This window comes from Polyangiaceae bacterium, assembly GCA_015075635.1.
Taxonomy (GTDB): domain Bacteria; phylum Myxococcota_A; class Polyangia; order Polyangiales; family Polyangiaceae; genus JADJKB01.
In genome coordinates this window covers 3,077,589-3,095,099 of record JABTUA010000002.1, presented here as the reverse complement: position 1 = coordinate 3,095,099, position 17,511 = coordinate 3,077,589, and the positions used below count along the sequence as shown (strand labels likewise).

18 protein-coding genes are annotated in these 17,511 nt (G+C 71.3%); 11 read left to right on the top strand and 7 right to left on the bottom strand.

Annotated features, from left to right (window positions below; translation table 11 throughout):
- Positions 1–4: 4 nt before the first annotated feature.
- Together HS104_29935 and HS104_29930 are read left to right on the top strand one after the other, a co-directional pair.
- Positions 5–451: a hypothetical protein gene (locus tag HS104_29935; GenBank protein MBE7484176.1), complete on the top strand. Its 447-nt coding sequence runs from the start codon at positions 5–7 to the stop codon at positions 449–451.
- On the top strand, positions 433–1,242 hold the full coding sequence (locus tag HS104_29930; GenBank protein ID MBE7484175.1) for a YhfC family intramembrane metalloprotease: 810 nt from the start codon (positions 433–435) through the stop codon (positions 1,240–1,242). The genes HS104_29935 and HS104_29930 overlap by 19 nt, the downstream gene beginning before the upstream one ends.
- Before the next feature lies 1 nt (position 1,243).
- On the opposite strand, the gene HS104_29925 is transcribed toward HS104_29930, so the two are convergent.
- A complete protein-coding gene (locus HS104_29925; GenBank protein ID MBE7484174.1) occupies positions 1,244–2,908 on the bottom strand; it encodes an NAD(P)/FAD-dependent oxidoreductase in 1,665 nt (554 codons plus the stop codon).
- On the opposite strand from HS104_29925, the gene HS104_29920 reads away from it, so the two are divergent.
- Positions 2,907–3,611 carry a TetR/AcrR family transcriptional regulator gene (locus HS104_29920; protein ID MBE7484173.1) on the top strand — a complete coding sequence of 235 codons (705 nt, stop codon included), beginning with the start codon at positions 2,907–2,909 and terminating at the stop codon, positions 3,609–3,611. The genes HS104_29925 and HS104_29920 overlap by 2 nt on opposite strands.
- Before the next feature lie 8 nt (positions 3,612–3,619).
- On the opposite strand, the gene HS104_29915 is transcribed toward HS104_29920, so the two are convergent.
- Complete coding sequence (locus HS104_29915) at positions 3,620–3,997, bottom strand: hypothetical protein (GenBank protein ID MBE7484172.1); 378 nt, start codon at positions 3,995–3,997, stop codon at positions 3,620–3,622.
- 91 nt (positions 3,998–4,088) lie between these two features.
- Between HS104_29915 and HS104_29910 the strand changes: the two genes are divergently transcribed.
- The 6 genes from HS104_29910 (at position 4,089) to HS104_29885 (ending at position 10,917) form a co-directional block, all read left to right on the top strand.
- Entirely contained in the window at positions 4,089–5,417 is a 1,329-nt protein-coding gene (locus HS104_29910) for a hypothetical protein (GenBank protein MBE7484171.1), read from the top strand.
- Positions 5,418–5,462: 45 nt separating this feature from the next.
- The gene (locus tag HS104_29905; protein MBE7484170.1) at positions 5,463–6,836 is read left to right on the top strand and encodes a protein kinase; all 1,374 of its coding nucleotides are present in this window, start codon (positions 5,463–5,465) and stop codon (positions 6,834–6,836) included.
- A 22-nt stretch (positions 6,837–6,858) separates the two neighbouring features.
- A complete protein-coding gene (locus HS104_29900; protein MBE7484169.1) occupies positions 6,859–7,827 on the top strand; it encodes a PEGA domain-containing protein in 969 nt (322 codons plus the stop codon).
- An 11-nt stretch (positions 7,828–7,838) separates the two neighbouring features.
- Positions 7,839–8,375, top strand: a complete 537-nt coding sequence (locus HS104_29895; GenBank protein ID MBE7484168.1) for a hypothetical protein — start codon at positions 7,839–7,841, stop codon at positions 8,373–8,375.
- A gap of 5 nt (positions 8,376–8,380) precedes the next feature.
- Entirely contained in the window at positions 8,381–9,739 is a 1,359-nt protein-coding gene (locus HS104_29890; protein ID MBE7484167.1) for a sigma 54-interacting transcriptional regulator, read from the top strand.
- A gap of 158 nt (positions 9,740–9,897) precedes the next feature.
- Positions 9,898–10,917 carry a hypothetical protein gene (locus tag HS104_29885; protein ID MBE7484166.1) on the top strand — a complete coding sequence of 340 codons (1,020 nt, stop codon included), beginning with the start codon at positions 9,898–9,900 and terminating at the stop codon, positions 10,915–10,917.
- Between the two features lie 95 nt (positions 10,918–11,012).
- Here the strand turns inward: HS104_29885 and HS104_29880 are convergent, their stop codons facing one another.
- From HS104_29880 to HS104_29865, 4 genes are read right to left on the bottom strand one after another with little or no spacing between them, the layout of a single operon-like run.
- Positions 11,013–11,582 carry a hypothetical protein gene (locus HS104_29880; GenBank protein ID MBE7484165.1) on the bottom strand — a complete coding sequence of 190 codons (570 nt, stop codon included), beginning with the start codon at positions 11,580–11,582 and terminating at the stop codon, positions 11,013–11,015.
- Positions 11,579–13,216 carry a hypothetical protein gene (locus HS104_29875; GenBank protein MBE7484164.1) on the bottom strand — a complete coding sequence of 546 codons (1,638 nt, stop codon included), beginning with the start codon at positions 13,214–13,216 and terminating at the stop codon, positions 11,579–11,581. The genes HS104_29880 and HS104_29875 overlap by 4 nt, the downstream gene beginning before the upstream one ends.
- A 56-nt stretch (positions 13,217–13,272) precedes the next feature.
- Complete coding sequence (locus HS104_29870; GenBank protein MBE7484163.1) at positions 13,273–14,286, bottom strand: VWA domain-containing protein; 1,014 nt, start codon at positions 14,284–14,286, stop codon at positions 13,273–13,275.
- 44 nt (positions 14,287–14,330) lie between these two features.
- The gene (locus HS104_29865; GenBank protein ID MBE7484162.1) at positions 14,331–15,362 is read right to left on the bottom strand and encodes a hypothetical protein; all 1,032 of its coding nucleotides are present in this window, start codon (positions 15,360–15,362) and stop codon (positions 14,331–14,333) included.
- A 167-nt stretch (positions 15,363–15,529) separates the two neighbouring features.
- Between HS104_29865 and HS104_29860 the strand changes: the two genes are divergently transcribed.
- Positions 15,530–16,099: an RNA polymerase sigma factor gene (locus HS104_29860; GenBank protein MBE7484161.1), complete on the top strand. Its 570-nt coding sequence runs from the start codon at positions 15,530–15,532 to the stop codon at positions 16,097–16,099.
- Positions 16,096–16,611: a hypothetical protein gene (locus HS104_29855; GenBank protein ID MBE7484160.1), complete on the top strand. Its 516-nt coding sequence runs from the start codon at positions 16,096–16,098 to the stop codon at positions 16,609–16,611. The genes HS104_29860 and HS104_29855 overlap by 4 nt, the downstream gene beginning before the upstream one ends.
- Positions 16,612–16,670: 59 nt before the next feature.
- Here HS104_29855 and HS104_29850 read toward each other — a convergent pair whose 3' ends face one another.
- Positions 16,671–17,489, bottom strand: coding sequence for a methyltransferase domain-containing protein (locus HS104_29850; GenBank protein MBE7484159.1), 819 nt, complete (start codon positions 17,487–17,489; stop codon positions 16,671–16,673).
- Between the last annotated feature and the right edge of the window lie 22 nt (positions 17,490–17,511).

Genomic DNA, 17,511 nt, shown 5'->3' with positions numbered 1-17,511 from the left:
CAGCATGTTCAAGAGCGTAGCCGTCGCCCTGGGCGTCGGTCTGTCCTGTCTGGTCGTCGCTTGCGGGAAACCTCAGCTCGACAAGGTCCCCGAAGAGCAAGTGGACGCCGCCAAGAAGGCCAACGCCGAGGCGCTGGGAACGAAGATCCTGAGCGCGTGGGCGAAGGACGAGTACCCGCTGCTCGGTGACGAGGCCGCGGAGGCGTTTCGCAAGGCGCACAACGCCGACGACGCGCAGCGCGCCGCCGACAAGTCCATCGAGAAGGAGCTCGGCAGCTTCCAGGCGATGACCTACCACGAGACGCTGCGCACGAAGGACGGCAAGACGGACGTGTTCCGCTTCAAGGGGACCTTCGACAAGAGCAAGGTCGCGAGCGAGGTGCGCGTGGTGATCGACGCGCAGGGGAAGCTGACGGGGTTCTGGGTCAAGCCGTGGAAGGACCAGCTCTGACGAGCGCGCTCGTCGCGACCCCGATCCAGATCGCCTGGGGCAACCTGTGCGCGGCGGTGCTCGGGCAGTTTCCGCTGATGCTGCTCTTGCCGCTGGCGCTGGCGGTGGTGCTGCGGCGACGCGTGGGCGCGCGCTACGCCCTGTTCGCCGTGGGTGGGGCGACCTTCGTGGCCTCCCAGGTCGTGCACCTGCCCCTCAATTACGCGCTCGGGCTCCTGGGGCCGCCGCGGGGCGTCGCGCTCTTTCCGCTGCCGCTGGTCGGGCTCATCGCCGGGCTCTCCGCCGGGCTCTGCGAAGAGCTGGCGCGCTACGTCAGCATGCGCTTCGTGGTGAAGAACGATCGCGGCTGGTCGAGCGCGCTCGGCTTTGGCGCCGGGCACGGCGGCGTCGAGGCCATGATCTTCGGGCTCCTGGCGCTGGTCGGCCTGGTCAACGTCTTGCTCGCGCCCTTCGCCGCGTCGCTGGGCGTGCCCGACGGCGATCAGGCCATCATGCGCCACGCAGCGCGGCAGTACTGGGCGCTGCCCTGGTACCTGCCGCTGCTCGCCGGCTGGGAGCGCGTCTGCGCCATGGCGTTCCACATCGGGGCCAGCGTGCTGGTGATGCGAGCGGTGACCCGGCGGCGCCTCGGCTACCTCGGCCTCGCGATCGGGCTGCACGCGGCGCTGAACGCGCCGATCGTCTACGCCCAGGCCATCGGGCACTTCTGGCTGTACGCGTACCTGAGCGCGGCGGGGCTGGGGATGCTGTTCTTGACGTTGCGATTGCGCGAAGAGGCCGTGCCGGTCTGATTCAGGCGCGCTGGGCGTCACCGCGCAGGCCGAGTCCTCTGCGGTCGGAGCGCGCGTCGTGCTCGGGGCCGTCCAGGGTCTCCCGGACGAGCTCGGCACCGGAGATCTCGGCGGCGGCGGCCAGGCCGCCCATCATCGCGCCCATGATGCCGTGCCCGGAGCGCGCGCTCGCGCCGCACAGGTACAGGCCCGAGATCTCCGTCTTCGGGCCGGGGCGGCGCCACAGGAACTGATCCGGCGTCGCGGCGATGCCGTAGGAGGTGCCGCCGGTGGACGACGTGTAGCGCGCGTGGGTGAGCGGGGTGGCGAGCTCCTGGAACACGACGTGGTGGCCGAGGCCCGGGAAGACGCTCTCCGCGGCGGCGAGCAAGCGCTCGGAGTACTCGGCCTTGGCGGCGAGGTAGCCGGGGCTCTCGCGGTAGGCGCCGCTCGCCAGCTCCTCCGGGCTGGTGCGCCAGGCGCTCGGCGCCGAAGGGGCGAGGGACATGAGCTGGAGGTTGACGACGCCGGCCGGCGCGAGGCGCGGGTTCTCCGGATCCTTGAGCGACGCCGAGGACACGAACAGGAACGGACGCCGGGAGAAGCGCCCCGCTTCGACCTCGGCGTACTCCTGCTCGAGATCGTAGCTCGGGTAAATCCAGTAGTTGGTGTTCACGCCGCGCGAGCCGAGCGCCTCACGCCTCACGCCCAGGTAGAGCGCCCCGAGCGCCGGCGCCATCTTCCAGCCCGCCGCCCGCCGGCGCGTGCGCGCGCCGAGCGCGTCCGGCGCGATCAGCTCGAGCAACGCCTGCTTGACGTCGTTCGAAGCGAGCACGATCGGCGCCCGCACCTCGACCTTGCCCAGGTGCTTGTTCGAGAGCCGGACTCCGCGCACCTTGCCGGACTCGACCAGGATGCGCTCGACGCTGGTCGAGAGCAGGATCTTGCCGCCGCTCTGCTCGATCGAGGCCGCGAGCTGGTCGCTCATCACCTGCCCGCCGCCTTCCGGGTAGTAGGCGCCGTCGGACAGGTAGTGCGCCATGAGCCCGGCGTGCATCAGCGCGCTCACTCGGCTCGGGGGCAGGGCGTAGTCGCCGCCCTCTCCGGCCAGGACCGCGCACAGGCGCGGGTCGCGGGTGTAGCGGCCCAGGAACTGCCCGAGGGTCGAGGTCGCGTTGCGGAGCGCCAACAGGGACTGCGGCAGCACGCGCCACGCATTGGCCGGTCGAGCCGGCAGCTGCGACAAACCGAGCACCTGCTCGATGAGCCGAGCGTTCGCGTCGATGGCGCGCTGCTCTCGGGGGAAGGCTTCGAGCAGGCGCTCGCGGTAGCGCTCGACGCCGCGCGGGACCCGGAGCTCGAGATCCGGGTACACCAGCGTGTCGAAGCCATCGGGGTCGAGCGGACGGAAGCGGACGCCGCCCGCGCCGGCGGCCTTCAGGATGCGCGGGATGGCCCCGTCGGGCCCGCACTGCCCCAGGTAGTGGATACCGATGTCGAACTCGTAGCCCTTGCGGCGAAACACAGTGGCGTTGCCCCCGGCCACGTAGTGCCGATCGACCACCAGCACCGCGAGCCCGCGGCGCGCCAGCAGCGCCGCCGCCGTCAGGCCGCTGATGCCGGCACCCACCACGATGGCGTCGAAGTTGTCTCGCTCGAGGCGACGAAAGCGATCGGGACGCGGCATGGGACCTCTCAATCTTGACGATGACAAGATTCGCATACCGCTGAATCTTGACGCTGTCAAGACTCGGTGCTCCGATGCCGTCGTGCCCCCCGCCAAGAAGCCCGCCCGGCCCTACCACCACGGCGATCTGCGCCGGGCGCTGGTGGAGGCCTCGCTCGAGCTGGTGGACGCGGGCGGCGCCGCCGGGCTCACGCTGCGAGGGGTAGCGCGGAAGCTGGGCGTCTCGCACGCAGCGCCGGGCCACCACTTCGCCGACCGCGCGGCCCTCCTGGCTGCGGTCGCGGCGCGTGGCTTCGAGGGGCTGGCGGAGGCGACCGAACGCGCGGCGAACCGAGCGACCTCTCCGGTCCAGCGTCTGGAGGCCGTCGGCGTGGCCTACGTGGAGTTCGCGGTCGCGCACCCGGAGCGCTTCCGCTTGATGTTCGGCGCCGAGGTGCGGGGAGCTCCCAGCGCCGAGCTCGCCGACAACGGCCGGCGTGCCTTCGACGTCCTGGTGGGCGCCGTTCGCGCCGCGGTCGGCGACGACGATCCGGAACGCCAGCGCGTCACCACCCTGGCGGCGTGGTCCCTCGTCCACGGCCTGGCAACGCTCTGGATCGACGAGCGCCTCGCAGGGTTTGCCAGCTCGCGCAATCGCAGCGCCGCGACCCGTCTCGCGCGCGAGGTCACCGCGCTGGTGGCGAGGGTCGTCGAGGTCGGCTGAGCCGGAGGCTACGATGGAGTCGAGGCAGCTCGCCTGCTGCTGCCTCCGACGGAGAGGCGGAGCGCGCCGAACGAGGTGCAGAGCGCCGCGAGCACGAGCAACACCAGCGCCAGAGCGACGTTGTGGAGCGACTCTCCGAAGCCGATGGCGCCGATCAGCGGCACCTGCCCCTGCGGAACTTCGTACAGGTGGGCGGTGGTGACGATCAGGCCCACCACGAAGCCGAAGGTCCCGGTGAGCAACGTCAAGACACCCAGCGCGACCTGCAATGGCAGGAAGCGCGCCTCCGGGCGAACCGCGTAACGCGCCGCGACCAGCAGCAGGAGCACGCCGAATACGGCTGTCGGATACATCCCCCACCCACCTTGGCGAAAATGGTCGAGCATTCTTGACCTCCTCGAGCAGCTGGAACACCCGAGGCCGCGCGCGCCTTGGGCTCCCCTCGCGCCTGCCGCGCCGCCGAGCGACAATGGCTGAATGGTCAGGGCCGAGCTGCCGGACGTGGGGCTCTACGGATCGATGGATCGCTACGGCGATCTGGGCATTCACGCGGTCATCGACCTGAGGCGCCGCTTCTCTCGCACGGAGCTCGAGCGCGCGATGCGGGAGACGATTGCGGCGTTCCCGGTCCTCGACCGGCGCTACGTGCCGGGCTTCTGGCGCGACCGCTGGCAGAAGGTCGAGGGCCCGCTCTCGGAGTCCGTCCACGTGCGCGACGAGCCCGTGGATCTCGAGGCGGAGACGGCGTCGTGGGCGCGCCGGCCCATCGACTCGACGCGCGAGCGGCCGCTGCGCTTGGTCAGCCTGGGTCGGGCCGGGGGCTCGCGCTTGATCTTCAGCATCACGCACCTCGCCGTGGACGGCGGGGGAGCGGCCGCGGTGGGGCACGTGCTCGGCGCGCACTTGTATGGGTTGCCGCCCGCGGCCCCGGTAGACGCGCGTCGCAGTGTCGCCAGCTCGCTCGAGGGACTCCGCTGGCATCACGCCCCGGTCCTGCTTCGGGACGTGGCCCGGACGATGTTGCTCCCGCTCCAGACGCTCGCCGCGGCCCGGCGCGAGCGCCATTTCCCCGTCGCCGCGTCGCGCGAGCCGACCTGGCGCCACTTGACGATCTCGGCGGCGGAGGTCGAGCAAATCAAGCTCCGCTGCCGGCCGCGGGGAGCCAGCGTCAACGACGCCTTGATCGCGGCGCTGGCCCGCATCGCGGCGAAGCGCTCCAGCCGCGGCCCTTTGGCGGTGATGTACACCATGGACCTGCGCCGCTACGCGGGGTCGCCCCGGCTCACCGCGGCCAACACCTCGAGCATCCTGAGTGTGATCGTTCCGAGGGAGGCGGTCTCGGACCTCGCGGCCACGGCGGAGGCGGTCGCGCGGATCACGTCGCGCCACCGGCAGGGCCTGGCGGGGCCCGCGTTCATCCTGACGCCTCTGGCCCTGGCGGCCGGCGCGCCGCACGCCTGGGCGCGCCGCATCACGCGCTGGCTGCACCCGGTGTTGATCGAGCTCCCGCTCAGTCGCGGCTTGGTCTTCACCAACGTCGGTCGCATCGACGCGGGACTGTCCGCCTTTGGCGACGACATCGAGAGTCTGCGCGTCATCGGCCCCAACGTGACCGGGGTTCGGGTGCCCGCGGTGGTCGCGTTCGGCTATCGGGGCGAGCTGCACCTTCAGCTCTTCGGCGCGCCCGGCCTGGCGGCCCTGGCTCTCGACGAGCTCGAGGGGGAGCTCCGCGAGGCCTTGGAGCTGACGCATCGCAACGGCGCGACGGATGCGCGCTCGGGTGTACCGGGCCGGCACGCGCCTTGATCCCCGTCATTGAGGGCTGGTTCGGCCGGTGACAATTGGTCGACCATGCCAGGGGCGTGGAATGGCCGGACCGAGCTCGCCCCCGGGCAGGTGGTCGCGGACCGCTATCGCCTCGATCGCCGCATCGGGCAGGGTGGCATGGGATCTGTATGGGCCGCGAGTCACATGGTCACGCGGCGGGCCGTCGCCCTGAAGTTCCTGCGGCGCTCGGAGGAGTCCGAGGAGAGTCGCCGTCGCTTTCTGCGGGAGGCCCGGGCCGCGTCTGCCGTTTCCCACCCGAACGTCGTAGAAGTGCTGGACTTCCTCGAGGTCTCCGAAGGATCGCCGGTCTTGGTGTTGGAGCTCCTCGAGGGCGAGTCCCTCGCCGGCCGGCTCGCGCGCGTCGGGAAGCTGTCGGTCGCTCAGACGGCCGAGATCATGTCCGCGGTCGTGTCCGCGGTCGGTGCCGCGCACGCCGAAGGCATCATCCACCGGGATCTCAAGCCGGACAACATCTTCCTCCAGCGTGAGCGCGGCGGTGGCAGCGTGGTCAAGGTCCTCGACTTCGGGATCGCGAAGGTCACCATGCTCGACGACGACACCCGGAAAGACGCTGGGCTCACCCACACCGGGGCGATCCTCGGCACCCCCGTGTACATGTCGCCCGAGCAGGTGTTCGCGGAAGCCGACCTGGATCACCGCGCGGACATTTGGGCGCTGGGGATCATTCTGTACCGGTGCCTGTCGGGGATCGTCCCGACGGAGGCTCCCAGCGTCGGGCAGGTCTACAAGATCATCGTGGCCGGCAGCATCGCGCCGCTGCGCGAGGTGGCGCCGCACGTCCCGCCGGAGCTCGCGGCCCTGATCGACGGCATGCTGTCTCGGGACCGGAGCGCCAGGCCGAGCGATCTTCGGCCCGTGCTCCAGGTGCTCCAGCGCTTTGCCGAGCGGGAGGCGTCGTCCTTCGGGCCGCCGCGCGCCGCGTCGCCTCTCGGTGCGGTGATTCCGCCAGTCGCGGGCGACTCGGAGAGCACCGAAACGCTCGCGCTCACCGGCGACGCCCGCGACTCCGCCGAGCCACCGGAGGCGCCCGCGCGCGTGGGCCCGGAGCGGCGTCGCTGGCTCCTGCCTGTGGGCGTCGGCGTCGCGCTGGCGATCGGGACCGCCCTGGCCGTCACCCGGTCGAGCCCGCCCGAGCCACCCGGCGCGGCGGCGGTCTCGGAGCCGGAGCGCGGAGCACCGACCGTAGCGCCGGCAGCGACCGGCTCGACCTCGTCGCCGAGCGGGCCACTGCCGAGCGCGCAGCCGGAACCGCCCGCCAGGAGCGCCGCTGCTCCCGCGCCTGGGGAAGCGAAGCGACCGCGCGCGAGGCTGAACCGACCGAGCCCGAGCGCCGCTCCCAAGAGTCTCTCTCATCCGGAGGACCCGTATGGGTTCTGAGCGGTTGTTCGCTGCCCTAGTCGTGTCGGTCGCTCTCTTCGTGTCGCCGGCCGGAGCGGAACCGACCGCCGCCGATCGCGAGACCGCCCGCGCGCTGATGAAGGAGGGGGACCGATACTCGAACGAGGGCGATGCGGCTCAGGCGCTGCGTGCCTACCAGGCCGCGCACGGCATCATGAACGTTCCTCCGACGGGAATGGCGGTGGTGCGTGCGTTCACGCAGCTCGGAAGGCTGGTCGAGGCCCGCGACGTCGCCTTGCAGGTGATCCGCTCCTCCGTGCAGCACGGCGAGTCCCCGGTGTTCGCCAAGGCGCGGCAGGAGGCTGCCGCAGCGGCACGGGATCTGGAGGCCCGGATCGCCGGCTTGGTCGTCCGCGTCGAGGGCGCCCGCGTGGTCATCGACGGAGCAGTGCTCGCCGACGGCGCGGTGGGCCTGGTGCGCAAGCTGGATCCCGGCAAGCACGTCGTCGTGGTCAGCGCGCCGGGGCACGAAGAGGTGCGCCTGGAGGTCACGCTGGCCGAAGGCGAGACACGAGAGCTGAGCCCGACGCTCGTGCGCATCCCGGAACCGGACGCACCGTCGAAGCCACCACCGGCGCGCACCGCGAAAGCACAGGTGGAGCCCGCGCCCCCGGCGGCCGAGCGCCAACCCACGTCGTCAGGTCGCTGGCTGATGATCGGGGGAGCCTCCGCCGCGGTGGCCGGTGTCGCCGTCGGATCCATCACCGGCATCATGGCGATCCAGCGCTCGTCCGATCTCCGGAGCTCCTGTCCGAGCAGCGGCTGCCCGCCGAGCCGGCAGGACGACTACGACTCCGCCGCGCGTCTGGCCACCGTGTCCAACGTCGCCTTCGCCGTGGGTGCGGTGGGGATCGGCGTCGGCGTGTCCGGCTATTTCCTCTCCAGCTCCGAGCCCGCCGCCCGTGGGTCCCGGTCGTCGGTCTGGCCGGTGGCGGGGCTCGGGGCGCTGGGACTCGAAGGACGTTTCTGAGGAGCTCCCCAATGACGTGGATTCGAACGTTGCTGTCAATTTCGCTCCTCGTGGGCTGCGAGTCCGTCGCCAACCTCGACGAGGTGAACATGGCCTCGGGAGGGCAGGCGGGCGTTGCGGGAGACGCGGGGAGCGAGCTCGACGGCGACATCGAGGCTTCGACCGGCGGGCAAGACTCCGGGCAGGCGGACTCGCCGACCTCGGACGCGCTCGAGGACGCGCTGGGCCCCCTCGAGTTTCCCCCGAGCTGCGTGAAATACGGCTCGGTCACCATCGGGTGCAACCCGATGACCAACGAAGGCTGCGGTGCGGACACGGCCTGTGACATGGCGGCGAACGGCAGCTCCTACGGGTTCGTGTGCTTCCCCACCGGCACCGTGGAGGAAGGCCAGCCCTGCAACGGCGTGAGCGGCCCGTGGTGCAAGCCGACGCTCCACTGCGGGACGGCCAAATGCGTGAGGTTCTGCTGCACGAGTGCGGACTGCCCGGGTTCGGCTTGCTCGATGTACGACCCGATCAAGGTCGGCACCTTCGGCTGGTGCAACTGAGGACCATGAGCGCCCACCAGACCACCGCTCCCTTCCAGAGCACGATCGGCTCCGCACCGATTGGCAGCGCGCTGATCATCCGCTGGGTTCACCCGTCGCCGGAGGGGCCCGTCAGCCCGCTCGACGTCGGGCGCTTCCTGCTCGGGCGTGGCGAAAAGTGCCGTACGCGGCTCGAGGCCGAGGCCGTGTCGCGCTACCACGCGGAGGTCCTGCTGGATGGCTCTGGCCCCCGGATCCGCGACCTGGGCAGCAAGAACGGCGTCCACGTGAACGGCGCTCGTGTCGAAGAGTGCCCGCTCCAAGCGGGCGACGTGCTTCGCCTCGGCGCTTGTGTCGGGGTCGTGGTGGCGCGCGAGCCCGAGTTGGTCGGGTTCGGTGAGCCCTTCCCTGGGCTGCTCGCCGGTCCGGTGTTCTGGCCGGTGTTGGACGCGGCGCGGGCGGTCGCTCGGACCGACTTGCCGGTGATCATCGAGGGCGAGACGGGAACGGGCAAGGAGCGAGTGGCTCGCGCCATCCACAGCTGGACCGGCCGCAACGGCGCGTTCGTCGCGCTCAACTGCGCGGCGCTGCCGGAGTCGCTCGCCGAAGCGGAGCTGTTCGGGTATCGCAAGGGCGCGTTCACCGGCGCGGACCGCCCGAGCCAGGGTCACTTTCGCGCCGCCGACGGCGGTACGCTGTTGCTCGACGAGGTGGTGGATCTGCCGCTCCCCTTGCAGGCGAAAGTGCTGCGCGCGATCGAGGCGCGTGAAGTGGTCCCGCTCGGAGAGACGCGGCCCGTGCCAGTGGACGTTCGCCTCGTCGCTGCTGCTCAGACCTCGCTGCACGAGGCCGTCGGCCAGAAGCGCTTCCGAGCAGATCTCCTGGCCCGGCTCGACGGCGCCACGGTCAGGCTTCCACCGCTGCGCGAGCGCATCCAGGAGGTGCCGTTCTTGTTCACCCGTCTGGCGTCGCGGCACGTCTCGCGGCTGCCCGCCCTCGACCCGCGTCTGATCGAAGCGCTGTGCCGCCACGACTGGCCCTACAACGTGCGCGAGCTCGACCTGCTCGCGCGCCGCATGATGGCGCTCCACGAGTCCGCGCCCAGCTTGCGCGTCGAGCACCTGCCCGATCGATTGACCCTCTCCGGGCAGAGCGCGATCGGGCGCGCCGACCCACCCCGCGCCGCCGGCGCGGGAAGGCGCGAAGGCCGGAGCACTCCGGCGGACGACGTCCGGGACTTCGCCGCGCTCACCACGGCGCTCGAGGAGTGCGGCGGCAACGTGTCGCGGGCCGCCGAGCTCGTCGGCATCTCGCGTCCACGCGCCTATCGCCTGATTCGGGCGCACGGCGAGCTCGACCTCGAAGCCCTGCGGTCGGGACGCTGACGGCGTTCGCGAACGTTCGCGGACGTTCGCGACGAGCCCTCCGCGAACTCCGCGGGCGGATTGCAGCGCAAATGCCTCCCAAGAGTGCTGGCACCCGCGTTGCAGTGAGGCTCCGAGCGCGCAGCCGGTGGGGCTCGCGCTCGACAGGAGGTTGCTTCATGTTTGGACGAACCGGTATTGCGGCGAGCGCCGCGTGTCTCGCACTGATGGTCGTGGCCGCGTGCAGCGACGACGAGAGCTCGAGCTCGGGCGGCACCGGCGGTGCCAGCGGCAGCGGCGGCGGGGCGGGCTCCGGCGGCGCCGCGGGGGCCGGCGGCTCGTCGGCGACCGGCGGCGCGTCCGGTTCCGGCGGCGCGTCCGGTTCCGGCGGCCAGAGCGGCAGCGGCGGCGCGGACTCCGGGCCGTCGCTCACGATCACCGAGTGGGTGCTCCAGCAAGGTCACTTCGGGTTCGTCCACGGCACCTACGGCAAGGGCAGCTACTGCGGCGCCTTCGAGAAGGGGGCCATCAAGGGCTACGAGTCGGTGCGCTGCACGGACACCGGCAGCTACATCTTCAGCAAGAACTCGGACGGCACGCTGCGGATGGAGGAGACCATCTACGTCTACAAGATCAGCACGCAGAACCCCGACGGGGAGTGGCCCTGGTTCGTCGACGGCGGCTACTCGGGCTCCGTGTACTGGAAGCTCACGCCCACGTCGCCAGCGCTCGCCAACGTCGAGGTTGCCGACGCCATGGAGTTCGACGTCGTCGCCGACGGCGGCACCGGCAACGACTCCTACTGGGCCGACCTGGGCAGCTCGGGCATGCAGTTCCGCATGATCCTGGCCCGCGGCCAGGCCGAAGACTCGTTGCTGGAGTGGACGACGGCGGACTACGACGACACCGACAAGACCTGGACCGATCGCCCGACCGGCGATCTGTTCCCCGGCTGGTTCATCGAGAAGTTCCCGGAGGGTGCCTTCTCCACGACCGTCTGCCCCGCGGCCAGCCGAGTTCCGGGCGCGACCATCAGCGGCGGCGACGCTGGGAACCTGGCCACCGGTCCCGGCTTCTGCGCGCCCAAGTGCCGCATGTCCACCACGGCCGACCCCAACGGCGCCAATGGCCTGCCGGTGTGCGCCGGAGCCAACCTCGCCGAGCTGCCGCGCGCCACGGCGCTGTTGCCGAAGCCGTGAGGGGAGCGGGGGAGGGGGGGCCCTTCGGGGCTCGTTCGAGCCGGGGCAAGGGGCGACGACGCAACCAGCGGCGTGGTCCGCACGGCTCGCGCGGCTCAAGGTGCGCGCAACGCGACGTTGAGGAACCCGGTCACCTGGGCGCCGGCGCTCGGCAGCGCGGAGTAGGAGATGTTGCCCGAGGACACCAGCGCGATGATCTCGCCCTGCCCCTTCCAGAGCGTGCCCGAGTTGACCGCGGCGAGAGGCGTGCTGGCGGTGTTGTCGAAGAGCTCCGTGGCCGCTCCGGGGCTGATGCGCGCGAGGTCCACCGTCGCCGTGAGCGACCCGATTTCTTGCCCCGTCTGTGAGAGTCCGACGACGGTGACGATGGCGGCGCCCGCCGCGAGCTTGCAGCTCACTGCATTGGTGAGCGGGTAGCGGACCCCGGCGAAATTGCCGACGACCTCGCTCTTGCCGACACCGGAAGCCTCGAACCCGCACTCGTAGCTGCCCATCAGGCCAGCAGGGGGCTCGGGCACGCACTTGCCGCTCGGCACCTCGCAGGTTTCCCCGAGCTTGCAGGTTGCCGTGCTGACACAGGCGCCGGAGCCGCCCGCGGTCGGGTCAGACTCGCTGCAAGCTGGCAGGAGCAAGAGCGCTGGGAGCAGGAGTCGGCTCGGGTTCATGGGGGTTCTCCAGGAGGAGGCTCCACGGCGGGAGCGGGTTCGGCGGGCACGCTCGGCGGCGGTGGCGCAGGCGGGGCGGCGTCCTCTTGCGGAGCGCTCGGCGCTTTGGCGGGCGGAGGGGCGGGTGACGGGTCCGGAGCCAGGGGATCCCGGACCGGTGCGTCCACGCGAACCGGCGCGTGACGACGGATGGTCTCCTTCGCCTCCTCGATCGTGACCGCCCCGGAGAAGAGCAGCATGAACGTGTGGCTCTGCGTCTCCGCCGCCGCGAACGGATTGGTGGAGTCGCTCAACAGATCCAAGGTCACTATCTTCCCCGTGCCGTAGGCGTAGGCGAGCCCGATGGTCGAGTCGAAGGACCCGAACGTCGTGCCGAGGCCGAGCGTCCCCCCGTAGCGGTCCTCGCGCAGGCGAAACGCGCCGGTGGTCGGCTCGTCGATCGCGCGCGCGCTGGAGAAGTCCGAGAAGGCGCCGGCCCGCGCCGCCAAGACCGGCGAGAAGGCGTACTCGACGCCGGCCGCCAGCTCGACCACGCGAGCCAGGTCTCGCTCCTCGATGAAACGCTCGTCGGTGCGGCGCGGGATCTCCCCGCTCTGGAACTGATTGACCCTGCGACGGCCGTCGAAGCGGTTGGCGCCACGGAGCTCGGCGAAGTAGTAGACGTCGAGCGCCGCCGAGAAGGCGCCGCGGTCCTCCCAGGCAATGCCCAGGTTGGCGCGCAGAGGCCGGCGGTCCTGGAGGTTGCCCTCGAACAAGGCCTGCTGCTCGAGCACGACCACCCCGGACGGCGTCGCGCTCGGCGAGGCGTTCGAGGCCACGTTGTGCGTTCGCTCGCGCCCCCAGGCGTGGAACGACGGCACCGCTACTCCGGCTCCGAGCCAGAGACGATCGCTGACCGCGACCTGCGCTCCGACGATGGGCACCACACCGAGCGCCGTCCCGACGCTGGAGCTCGCGAGCTGCGACTTGGAGATGATGGTGCCACCGGTGAGCGACTGGAAGCTGGAGTATTCGTAGCTGCGAAAGGACTGCGCATAGAGCAAATACAAAGAGGCGCCGAAGCGCAGACGCTCCCCCAGCGCCAGCGCGTAGCTCGGGCCCATGTAGTAGTCGGTGATCTCGCTCGACGTGGAGAGGCTCTGCTCGGCGAAGCCCGAAGCACCCGGCAGCGCGACGCGCGCCGACGCCCGGATCTCGTTGCGCTCGCGGGCGGGGACGACCAGGGACATGGCGAGCGCGTGCGCCATGCCGCTTTGCCCGGGCAAGTGCCGCACGTACATCACGCTCGTCGGCAGCTCGCTGACCGCGGTCGATTCGTACCTCTCGTCCTCGAAGAAGTGAGCGCCGCCGAACGCTGCGCTCACGCCTCGCGGCGCGAAGAGTCCGTGGAAGGTCCGCGTCTGGTACTGGTAGATGTTGGCCGACACCGCGAACACGTCGGCCGGCAACGCGGAAAGGCCGGCGGGGTTCACGTACGGCATGGCGGAGTCGTTTCCCGCGGCGGTCGCGGCGCCCCCCATGGTGGCCGTGCGACCGCCGAGCGGGACCGAGCGGGGGTTCTGCGCGAGCGCCGGCTCGACCCAGCTCTGGGTCAGCGCGAGAACGCCGGTTGCCAACCAGCGGATTCGTCCCATCAGCCGCCCACCTCCCTGGGCTCGGCGCCGATGCTACCAGATCCGCGCGAGCCGTCTCACTTCACCGGTGGCGGCACGTACTTCTCGCAGGCCTGGTCGATGACCGGCAGTGTCTCGGCGAAGAAGCCGTCGTAGCTCGCCGCACAGACATCGCCCTTGTAGGCATTCGCCCCGAACTTGTTGGTGAAGCCGATGAGCTTCGAGGCCGGGACGGCGCCGCAGGCGTTGTTGGCTTTTAGGCCGATCAGCGAGAGCACCACGATGTTCTCCTTGATACCACCCTTGTAGCTCAGGAGCTCCTGGTACCAGGCGTCGGGGTCTCCCCCGGAACCGCAGGTCTTGCAGCCGCAGGGCGAGAACGGATCGGGCGTGCCGCACTCGTCCGGAGCGTCGTCCTCGTCGGTGATGAGCACCACGATCAGGAGCGAGTCGAGGCGCGCGAAGCCGGCGTTGCAGGCGCCGGGGGCGTTGTTCTCGGTCTTGACCGCGTTCAGCATCGCGCGCGCGACGCGCTCGTCGTCGTTGCCGCCCGAGCCCACCTGCGCGACGCAGGCGAACTTCCCGGCGATGTTCGGCTCCTTCTCGTCCAGGTAGCGCTTGCCGCTGGCGAAGGGGCCACACATGGCCTGGCTCGACAGCGGTCCGCCGGTCTGGGTGACCAGGTCGCCGATCTTCTGGCAGCCCGGAGCGTTCTCGAAGTTGTCGTCCGAGCTGACCACGCCCACGTGGTAGCTGTCGGCGAACTGGAGCTTCTGCTGGATGGCGCCGATGAAGCCCGGGAACGAGTTGATCAGGCTGATCTGGTTGTCGGCCATGCTGCCGGAGCGGTCGATGACGAACAGGATGTCCACGTTGCGGCACTCCGCCGGCGCGCCGGCGGCGCCGCCGCTGCCGCCCTGGATGGTCACACCGCCGCTGCCGCCGCTGGCGCTGCTCCCGCCCGCTCCCATCCCCGCCATTCCCGCCGAGCCACCGCTCTCGTTGCCCAGAGCGCGCTCGTTGGCCGCAGAGCAGGCCATCGAGAGGGTCACCCCCAAGGACAAGAACAGCGTGCGAAACCCGAGACCCATGTCGTCCTCCGCTCGGCCTAGGGGACAGTGCTCGGGTAAAGCGATCACTCTTCCCCTCGCGCGGTCAGCGATACGCCGAAAAATGGCCGGATCCGCGCTGGGGAGATCAGTGTGCGCTTCGCCCCGTCGCGCTGGGCCACGTGCCGGGTAGCCACCCAATCCCCCTCGGCGCCTGCGAACAGGCCGGTTCGGAGCGCGCCGAACGCCCAGCTCGCGCCGAGCTCCCCTCGCATCACCGGCACCGGATCCCAGCTCGCTGGCGCTGGCGCTCCTCGGTCGCCCACGCGCCGCGGGTCCACGTGGGTCAGGTCGAGGCCGGGCCCCGCGGCAGCGCGCAGCCCGAGCGGCTCCGGGCTCCACGCGAGCTGACCCATCACGCGGGCCGTCAGCGCCTGGAGCCGCACGCCGAGCACCTCGTCTTCGAGCAAGATTGGCGCTCGATAGCCGAGCGTCGAGCGCGCGCCGAGGCTCGGAACGCCCGGTGCGCCGACGTCGAGCGAGAGCCCCGGGCCCTGCCACAAGGCGCTGGCGTACGGCGTACCCTCGTAGAACGCTCCGGGCTCGAGCCGCCAGGAGGGAGGCGGAGGCGGCTTCGCGATCTTCGGCGGAAGCGGCCGTGCTTCGACCGGTGGGGGCGTGCTCGGCTCCGGCGGAAACAGCTCCGCTCGCGCCTCGTCGCGCGTGATGCCGATCTTGGCGCCGCCGAGCAGCGCCTCCACGGCGGAGCGGACGATCTGCGCGAGCTCCTCGCGCTCGACCTCGTCCAAGTCCTTGGTCAGCGGGAAGCGCCGGATCAGGATGCGCTCCCAGCTCGCGTCGGTGAAGTAGAGGGTGGCTTGGTCGGGCGCGGTCACGTCGACCCAGACCCGCACGTCCGCGGGCTCGCGCGAGCTCGGGGGCTCGACCACGCTGCGCAGGTCGAGCGCTTGGCTCCGCGCGGTCGCGACCGCGATCGGCAGGCGCCCGAGCAGGTCGCCGAGCGCGAGCTCGACGCGGTCCAGCCGGTCGCTGGGGCCGGAGAGTCCGAGCTGGACGGCTCGGCGCTCTTCGGCGCTAGCAGGTCGGGCCAGGGCCAAGACGAGCAGCCAAAGCCCGGCCAAAAACCCGCGAAAACTCGGGCGAGTGATCGCCAAAGACCCGTGACCTCCCCCTATCCACCGTGGAGCTGGCACTCACTCTCCCGAGCCGCGACGATACTAGCCCCGTGGGCGGAGAGGCAGCGCGCCGAGACAGTGGCTCCAACGTGAGGGTCTTGGACCCCCTGGCGGGCCTGGCTCGGGCAGCGCAGCGCGGGGATGGCGCGGCGACCCGCCGGCTGCTCGAAGCCCTGGGCCCGCGCCTGCTACGGACGGTTCGGGGTGTGCTCGGCGCGAGCCATCCCGAGCTCGACGACGCGCTCCAAGAAGCCCTGATCGCGCTCGTCCGCGCCCTGCCGGCCTTCCGTGGCGAGGGTGACGTCACCGGCTACGCCGTGCGGATCACGCTGCGCGCGAGCATCGCGGCGCGTCGCCGCTACCGGGCGCGGGCGCCCGAGCCCGAGGCGGAGGAGAGCGCAGCCGACGCCGCGCAGCCGAGCGAGGTCCTAGCCGCACGACGGCGCGAGATCTTCCGGCGCTTGCTCGACGAGCTGCCGGAGGCACAAGCCGAGGCACTGGTCCTGCGCGTCGTGCTCGGGCACTCCCTGGAGGAGACGGCCGCCATCACGGGGGCGCCCGAGAACACGATCCGGAGCCGCATCCGTCTCGCGCGGGAAGGCTTGAAGAAGCGCATCGAAGCGGAGGGCCTGTCGGCGCTCCTGGAGGTAGAGGCATGAGCGACTTGTTCGAGCCCGAGCTGGCGCCGCGTCCGGAGGACGAAGCGTTGCTCGAGCGCGCCATCGCCGGCGCCCTCGAGCGAGCTCCTCTGCCGATCCCCGCCCGTCGCCCGCGCTGGCCGCTGATCCTGGTGGCGGCGGCGCTCCTCGTCGGCGCTGCGGCGGCAGCGCGCCTGGTCCGCACGCCTCCGCCAGCGCCGAGCACGACGGCCGCGCAGGCGCCCGAGCCAACCCCCGCCGCGGCCGTGGGGATCACGCTACCCGGTTGCTGTAACGCCGGTGCGAGCAAGTGCAGCTACATGGTCGACGTGTCGGGCTTCGGCGGGCCGAACATCGGCTGTGTCGATCCGGCCAGCCTCCCCGCCAGCGACGCCGGTCCGCCCGCGGCCTGCACGCCGGGCCAGCCGGGAGACGGCGGCAGCGACGCGGCGACGGACGCAGCGAGCGACGCAGCGAGCGACGCAGCGAGCGACGCTGCCGCTGATTCGGCGACGGACGCGACCGCGGACTGAGCCCTCGCGGAGCGAGGCGGGGGCACGACGCCTTCGTCGTGCCCTGCGTCATCTCGACCTCAGCGCTTGCCGGTGGTGATCAGGGCCTCCGCCGAGAGCTCCAGACCACCTGCGGGGAAGCGCGGCGAGAGCGCGTCGAGCAGGCGCGCGAGCGTGGAGTTCCAGGCCGCTTCGTCCAGGCGCTTCTTCATCAGCGCGAAGGGCGCGGCGGAGCGCACGATCGTCTCGAGGTAGCGCTCTGCGGACTCGAAGTGCACCGATGCCGTGAAGGCATGGGTTGCCACGTCGCTGAAGCCCGCGTCAGTCAGCTCGCGCACGCACTCTTCGGGAGCCTGCAGGTCGCCCTTGGCCGGGCGCGGCAGCTGCGGCAGGGCTTCGGCCATGGCGTCGAACGCGAGCTTCATGATCGGGCGGCGCTCGATGGGCGCCCACGTGGCGATCAGGGCTCGACCGCCCGGGCGGAGCACGCGCCGGAGCTCGCCGAACGCCTTGGGCCGGTCGGGAAAGAAGAAACAGCCGAACAGGCAGAACGCCGCGTCGAAGCTCGCGTCTGGAAAGATCAGCTCCTGCGCGTCCATCACCGTGGCCGTGACGTTCTGGACGCCCTCTCGGGCGGCGCGCGCTTCGAGCTCGGCGATCATGCCCGGAGAGAAGTCGATCGCGTTCACCTGCTTGGCCAGCTTCGCCGCCGCGAAGGCCAGCGTTCCGGGACCGGTGGCGACATCCAGGACGCGATCTTCGGGGCCGACCCGCAGGGTACGAAGCGCCTCCTCGGCGTAGTCCGTCCACTGCCCGATGTCCTCCGCGTAGGTCGGGGCGACGGCGTCCCACGTGGCAGGGACCTGTTGGGGACTCGGAGCGGGCGCGGTGGAGCTCATGCCCGCATCATCGCCACATGCG

Bases quoted from the DNA above. Each gene is read 5' to 3' on its own strand.
- HS104_29870 (MBE7484163.1), bottom strand. From the start codon at position 14,286: ATGGGTCTCGGGTTTCGCACGCTGTTCTTGTCCTTGGGGGTGACCCTC.
- HS104_29890 (MBE7484167.1), top strand. From the start codon at position 8,381: ATGAGCGCCCACCAGACCACCGCTCCCTTCCAGAGCACGATCGGCTCC.
- HS104_29925 (MBE7484174.1), bottom strand. From the start codon at position 2,908: ATGCCGCGTCCCGATCGCTTTCGTCGCCTCGAGCGAGACAACTTCGAC.
- HS104_29850 (MBE7484159.1), bottom strand. From the start codon at position 17,489: ATGAGCTCCACCGCGCCCGCTCCGAGTCCCCAACAGGTCCCTGCCACG.
- HS104_29935 (MBE7484176.1), top strand. From the start codon at position 5: ATGTTCAAGAGCGTAGCCGTCGCCCTGGGCGTCGGTCTGTCCTGTCTG.
- HS104_29875 (MBE7484164.1), bottom strand. From the start codon at position 13,216: ATGGGACGAATCCGCTGGTTGGCAACCGGCGTTCTCGCGCTGACCCAG.
- HS104_29855 (MBE7484160.1), top strand. From the start codon at position 16,096: ATGAGCGACTTGTTCGAGCCCGAGCTGGCGCCGCGTCCGGAGGACGAA.
- HS104_29880 (MBE7484165.1), bottom strand. From the start codon at position 11,582: ATGAACCCGAGCCGACTCCTGCTCCCAGCGCTCTTGCTCCTGCCAGCT.
- HS104_29885 (MBE7484166.1), top strand. From the start codon at position 9,898: ATGTTTGGACGAACCGGTATTGCGGCGAGCGCCGCGTGTCTCGCACTG.
- HS104_29905 (MBE7484170.1), top strand. From the start codon at position 5,463: ATGCCAGGGGCGTGGAATGGCCGGACCGAGCTCGCCCCCGGGCAGGTG.
- HS104_29920 (MBE7484173.1), top strand. From the start codon at position 2,907: ATGGGACCTCTCAATCTTGACGATGACAAGATTCGCATACCGCTGAAT.
- HS104_29915 (MBE7484172.1), bottom strand. From the start codon at position 3,997: ATGCTCGACCATTTTCGCCAAGGTGGGTGGGGGATGTATCCGACAGCC.
- HS104_29895 (MBE7484168.1), top strand. From the start codon at position 7,839: ATGACGTGGATTCGAACGTTGCTGTCAATTTCGCTCCTCGTGGGCTGC.
- HS104_29910 (MBE7484171.1), top strand. From the start codon at position 4,089: ATGGTCAGGGCCGAGCTGCCGGACGTGGGGCTCTACGGATCGATGGAT.